This is a genomic window from Phenylobacterium sp., from assembly GCF_016793225.1.
In the GTDB taxonomy this organism is placed as follows: domain Bacteria; phylum Pseudomonadota; class Alphaproteobacteria; order Caulobacterales; family Caulobacteraceae; genus Phenylobacterium.
In genome coordinates, this window is record NZ_JAEUMN010000158.1 from 1 (window position 1) to 5,511 (window position 5,511).

Here is a 5,511-nt window from a genome sequence, read left to right on the forward strand (position 1 = left end):
CGTGCAGAAGACGACCTGCACGGGCGTGGAGATGTTCCGCAAGCTGCTGGACCAGGGCGAGGCGGGCGACAACGTGGGCGTGCTGCTGCGCGGCACGAAGCGCGAGGACGTGGAGCGTGGCCAGGTGCTGTGCAAGCCGGGTTCGATCACGCCGCACACGGAGTTCACGGCCGAGGCCTACATCCTGACGAAGGAAGAGGGTGGCCGGCACACGCCGTTCTTCACGAACTACCGCCCGCAGTTCTACTTCCGCACGACGGACGTGACGGGGATCATCAAGCTGAAGGAAGGCGTGGAGATGATCATGCCCGGCGACAACGCCGAGCTGAACGTCGAGCTGATCACGCCGATCGCCATGGACCAGGGCCTGCGCTTCGCCATCCGCGAGGGCGGCCGCACGGTGGGTTCGGGCGTCGTCAGCAAGATCATCAAGTAAGCCGCAAGGCCGCTTGAGCGAACACCAGGGCCGCCGGGCATCCCCCGGCGGCCTTTTTCGTGCCGCCCGTTCATCTGGGCGACGTCATGAGGTCCAAGAGGCGGCCGGAGATGACATCGGCTTCATGACCTCGATTTAAGTCGTAGGCGCCTCCTGCCGCGTCTAGCTTCCGGTCAACGCTTTCGACTTGGGAGAGGACGATGCGTCTTCAGATCACGCTCATGGCCGCTGCTGCGGCTCTCGCCGGCGGCCCCGCCCAGGCCGCCTCGGTCGAGATCAAGGATGCGGTGGCGCGCGTCACCGTGGTTCCGGAGGATCGCAGCGACATCAAGGTGGAGGTGATCCGCCCGAACAGCCGCCTGCCGCTGACCGTCCGCACCGCCGCCGGCCGCACCATCGTCGACGGCGACCTCGACGGCCGCAACCGCATCCGCAACTGCCGCTCGACGGGCGAGACCTCGGTGGTCACCGTCCGCGACATCGGCGACATCGCCTGGGCCGACATGCCGCAGGTGGTCATCTACACGCCCCGGAACGTGGACCTGGACGCGGGCGGCGCGGTCTTCGGCTCGATCGGCCGCTCGGCCAGCCTCAAGCTCGGCAACGCCGGCTGCGGCGACTGGACCATCGCCAACGTCCAGGGCGACGCCAAGGTGAGCCAGGCGGGCTCGGGCGACACCCGCATGGGCTCGAGCGGCTCGCTGCGGGTGAGCGTCGCGGGGTCCGGCGACGTCGCCGCCGGCGACGTGAGGGGCGGCCTCGACGTCAACATCGCGGGCTCCGGCTCGGCGGCGGTCCGCTCGGTGGCCGGTCCGCTCGAGGTGTCGATCGCCGGTTCGGGCGACGTGATGGTCGCCGGCGGCCAGGCCGCGGCCATGAAGGTGTCGGTGGCCGGTTCGGGCGACGTGGACTTCCGCGGCGTCGCCGACAGCCTCCGGGTCCGGATCGCCGGGTCCGGCGACGTGCGGGCCCGCGAGGTCAAGGGCGAGGTCTCGCGCATGATCATGGGCTCGGGCTCGGTCCGCGTCGGCGATTGATGGCGGCGCGCGCGGGGGTTCTCGCGCTCCTGTTGCTGGCCTGCGGCTGCGGGGCGCCGTCGAAGGACGCAGGGCAGGGCAACCGGTCGCCGGTCTGGCGCGTGCAGGGTCTTGCCGAGCCCGAGAGCGTGGCGCTGGGGCCTGACGGCCGCACCCTCTACGTCGCCAATGTCGGTGGGGAAGGCGAGGCGAAGGACGGCAACGGCTTCATCAGCCGCATCTCCACCGGCGGACGGGTGCTGCAGCGTCAGTGGGTCACGGGCCTCGACGCGCCGAAGGGCGCCCTGGTCGTCGGCGGTCGGCTCTACGTGTCCGATATCGACCGCCTGGTGGAAATCGACATCGCCGCGGGCCGTGTCGTGGCGCGCTATGCGGTGGCCGGCGCCACGTTCCTGAACGACGTGGCTGCGGCGCCCGACGGGACGATGCTGGCGTCGGACTCCGGGAGCGGGCGGATCTTCGCGCTGCGCGGCGGGCGGGTCTTCGTCTGGGCCGACCACGCCGAGCTCCGGTCGGTCAACGGGCTGCTCGCCGAGCCGCAGCGCCTCGTCGTCACCACGATGGAGGGCAAGCTCCTGGCCGTGGACTACGTCACGAAGGCCGTGACGGTGCTGGCGACGGGGCTGGGCGAAGCCGACGGCGTCACCCAGGGCGACGGCGACGCCTACTTCGTGTCGGAATGGCCCGGGCGCCTGTTCCGCGTCACCCCCGACGGCCGCTCGCAGGTGCTGATCGACGGTCGCGCGCGGGGCGCCTACATCAACGACTTCATCCGCGTCGGCGACCTGCTCATCATCCCGAGCTGGAAGCCCGGCGAGCTCACCGCCTATCGGGTGCTGACCTGGATGCTCACGCAGGTCGAGGGCGAGCGGCTGCCCGCCCGCCTGCAGCGGACCTACATGTAGCGGCCGGGGACGGACAGCCGCAGCGTCGGGGCCCTTGACGGGGGCGAGTCGCCTAGGTATCTACGCGCCTCCTGTTGGACCGGCTGTGCGCAGCGAAGCAATTCGTGGCGCAGACGCGGACCGCGGAACGACCTGTTGAAGTGCTTTTGCTAGCGTTTCGTAGGAGGGCCCTCGCGGGTTTCGCGGCGGCCCTAAGTCGTTTTGAGCGGACTATCGCGTACGGACGTCGAAAGGCGTTCGGGCTGGTCTTTGAAATGGTCGAGATCACGCGGGCGGGCCGCCGTCTGTAGGGAAACGTAAGAGCGATATGGATCGTCAGAACATCCGCATTCGGCTCAAAGCCTTCGATCACCGCGTGCTGGACCATTCCACCCGCGAGATCGTGAACACCGCCAAGCGGACTGGCGCGACCGTGCGCGGGCCTATCCCGCTGCCGACGCGCATCGAGAAATTCACCGTCAACCGCTCGCCGCACATCGACAAGAAGTCGCGCGAGCAGTTCGAAATCCGCACGCACAAGCGCGTGCTCGACATCGTCGACCCCACCCCGCAGACCGTGGACGCGCTCATGAAGCTCGACCTGTCCGCCGGCGTGGACGTCGAGATCAAGCTCTAAGGGGATCGGTCCGATGCGAACCGGCGTGATCGCCAAAAAGCTCGGGATGGCCCGCTTCTTCGATGAAGCCGGCGCCCATGTGCCCGTCACCGTGCTCAGCCTCGAGGGCTGTCAGGTCGTGGGGCAGCGCACCGCGGAGAAGGACGGCTACGTGGCCCTCCAGCTCGGCGCGGGCAGGAAGAAGCCCAAGAACACCACCAAGGCGCTCCGCGGCCATTTCGCGAAGTCGCGGGTGGAGCCCAAGGCCAAGGTGGCCGAGTTCCGGGTGTCCGAGGACAACCTCATCGACGTGGGCGCGGAGATCACCGCCGACCACTTCGTCCCCGGCCAGAAGATCGACATCACCGGCGTCACCGTCGGCAAGGGCTTCGCCGGCGCCATGAAGCGCTGGAACTTCGGGGGCCTCCGGGCCACCCACGGCGTCTCGGTCTCGCACCGCTCGCACGGTTCGACCGGCAACCGCCAGGATCCGGGCCGCACCTTCCCGGGCAAGAAGATGGCCGGCCACCTCGGCCAGGAAACCGTCACCACCCTCAACCTCACCGTCTGGCGCGTCGACGTCGAGCGCGGCCTGATCCTCGTGAAGGGCGCCGTGCCCGGCACGGAAGGCACGTTCGTGCGCGTCCGCGACGCGGTGAAGTCGGCCCTGCCGGCCGAAGCCCCGAAGCCGGGCGCCTTCCGCGGCGCCGGTGCTGCGGCGGCCCCCGCCGCCGAGGAGGCCCCGGTCTCCGAGGAGCCCGCGGTGACCGCGGCGGCCGAACAAGAGGCCCCGAAGTCTGAAGGGGACGAAGCCTAATGAAACTCGACGTCATCAAGCTGGACGGCGGGAAGGGCGGCTCGATCGAGCTCCCCGACGACATCTTCGGCATCGAAGAGATCCGCGCCGACATCCTGCAGCGTGTGGTGACCTGGCAGCTCGCCAAGCGCCGCGCCGGCACCCACAAGATCCAGGTCCGCAACGAGGTCTCTCGTACGGGCAAGAAGATGTACAAGCAGAAGGGCACCGGCGGCGCCCGTCACGGCTCGCGCCGGGCGGCCCAGTTCGTCGGCGGCGCCAAGGCCCACGGGCCCGTCGTCCGCAGCCACGCCTTCGACCTGCCCAAGAAGGTCCGCGCGCTCGCCCTGCGGCACGCGCTGTCCTCGAAGGCCAAGGACGGCTCGCTGATCGTGGTCGACACGGTTGCGGTGAAGGAAGCCAAGACGGCCGCGCTGCGCGAGCAGCTGGGCAAGCTTGGCGTCACCAACGCGCTCGTCATCGCCGGCGCCGAGGTCGACAAGAACTTCGGCCTGGCCGCCCGCAATATCCCGAACGTGGACGTCCTGCCGAACGCCGGCCTGAACGTCTATGACGTGCTCCGTCGCCGGACCCTGGTCCTGACCAAGGACGCGGTGGACGGCATTCGGGCGCGCTTCCAGCCTGAGGAGGCTGCGTAATGGCCGTCGAGCCCACCGTCCGTCACTACGACACCATCCTGTCGCCGGTGATCACCGAGAAGGCCACGCTGCTCTCCGAGCAGAACAAGGTGGTCTTCCGCGTGGCCGGCGACGCCTCGAAGGACGAGATCGCCGCTGCGGTCGAGGCGCTGTTCAAGGTCAACGTCACGAAGGTCAACACGATCAACGTGAAGGGCAAGACCAAGCGCTTCCGCGGCATCAAGGGTCGTCGCTCCGACATCAAGAAAGCGATCGTGACGCTGGCCGAAGGCCAGTCGATCGACATCACCACGGGGCTCTGATCCGATGGCTCTGAAGCAGTTCAACCCCACGTCGCCGGGCCGCCGTCAGCTGGTCCTGGTCGACAAGTCCGAGCTCCACAAGGGCCGGCCCGAGAAGTCGCTCGTCGAAGGCCTGACCAAGTCGGGCGGCCGGGGCGGCAACGGCCGCGTCGCGGTCCGCTTCCGCGGCGGCGGCGCCAAGCGCCTCTACCGGATCATCGACTTCAAGCGCCGCAAGTTCGACGTTCCGGCGACGGTCGAGCGTCTCGAGTACGACCCGAACCGTTCGGCCTTCATCGCCCTGGTGAAGTACGCCGACGGCGAGCTCGCCTACATCCTGGCCCCGCAGCGCCTCAAGGCCGGCGACACGGTCCTCGCGGCCGAGAAGGCCGACGTGAAGCCCGGCAACGCGATGCCGCTGCGCGGCATGCCCATCGGCACCATCATCCACAACGTGGAGATGAAGCCGATGAAGGGCGGCCAGATCGCCCGTTCGGCTGGCTCCTACGCCCAGCTGGTCGGCCGCGACGCCGGCTATGCCCAGATCCGCCTGAACTCGGGCGAGCTGCGCATGGTCATGGACACCTGCATGGCCACCGTCGGTGCGGTGTCGAACCCGGACCACATGAACGAGAGCCTGGGCAAGGCCGGCCGGTCGCGCCACAAGGGCCGCCGTCCGCACGTCCGCGGCGTCGCCATGAACCCGATCGACCACCCGCACGGCGGCGGCGAAGGCCGCACCTCGGGCGGCCGTCACCCGGTCACGCCGTGGGGCCAGCCCACGAAGGGCCGCAAGACCCGC

Annotated in this window: 8 protein-coding genes; all 8 read left to right on the forward strand. The window is 69.3% G+C overall.

What is annotated here, in order from left to right:
* Window positions 1-436: EF-Tu/IF-2/RF-3 family GTPase (locus JNK30_RS18830; RefSeq protein ID WP_293479528.1), on the forward strand; the 436-nt coding region annotated here is incomplete at its 5' end.
* Window positions 437-636: 200 nt separating this feature from the next.
* Window positions 637-1,473 carry a DUF2807 domain-containing protein gene (locus JNK30_RS18835; RefSeq protein WP_293484610.1) on the forward strand — a complete coding sequence of 279 codons (837 nt, stop codon included), beginning with the start codon at window positions 637-639 and terminating at the stop codon, window positions 1,471-1,473.
* Entirely contained in the window at window positions 1,473-2,378 is a 906-nt protein-coding gene (locus JNK30_RS18840; RefSeq protein ID WP_293484612.1) for a hypothetical protein, read from the forward strand. Before JNK30_RS18835 ends, JNK30_RS18840 begins: the two co-directional genes overlap by 1 nt.
* Window positions 2,379-2,685: 307 nt before the next feature.
* Window positions 2,686-2,994: a 30S ribosomal protein S10 gene (gene rpsJ, locus JNK30_RS18845; RefSeq protein ID WP_012521787.1), complete on the forward strand. Its 309-nt coding sequence runs from the start codon at window positions 2,686-2,688 to the stop codon at window positions 2,992-2,994.
* 13 nt (window positions 2,995-3,007) lie between these two features.
* Window positions 3,008-3,790 carry a 50S ribosomal protein L3 gene (gene rplC, locus JNK30_RS18850; protein WP_293484614.1) on the forward strand — a complete coding sequence of 261 codons (783 nt, stop codon included), beginning with the start codon at window positions 3,008-3,010 and terminating at the stop codon, window positions 3,788-3,790.
* Window positions 3,790-4,428, forward strand: coding sequence for a 50S ribosomal protein L4 (rplD, locus tag JNK30_RS18855; RefSeq protein WP_293484615.1), 639 nt, complete (start codon window positions 3,790-3,792; stop codon window positions 4,426-4,428). The genes rplC and rplD overlap by 1 nt, the downstream gene beginning before the upstream one ends.
* On the forward strand, window positions 4,428-4,730 hold the full coding sequence (locus tag JNK30_RS18860; protein WP_293484616.1) for a 50S ribosomal protein L23: 303 nt from the start codon (window positions 4,428-4,430) through the stop codon (window positions 4,728-4,730). Before rplD ends, JNK30_RS18860 begins: the two co-directional genes overlap by 1 nt.
* Before the next feature lie 4 nt (window positions 4,731-4,734).
* On the forward strand, window positions 4,735-5,511 hold a 777-nt coding region (gene rplB, locus JNK30_RS18865; protein ID WP_293484617.1), incomplete at its 3' end, for a 50S ribosomal protein L2.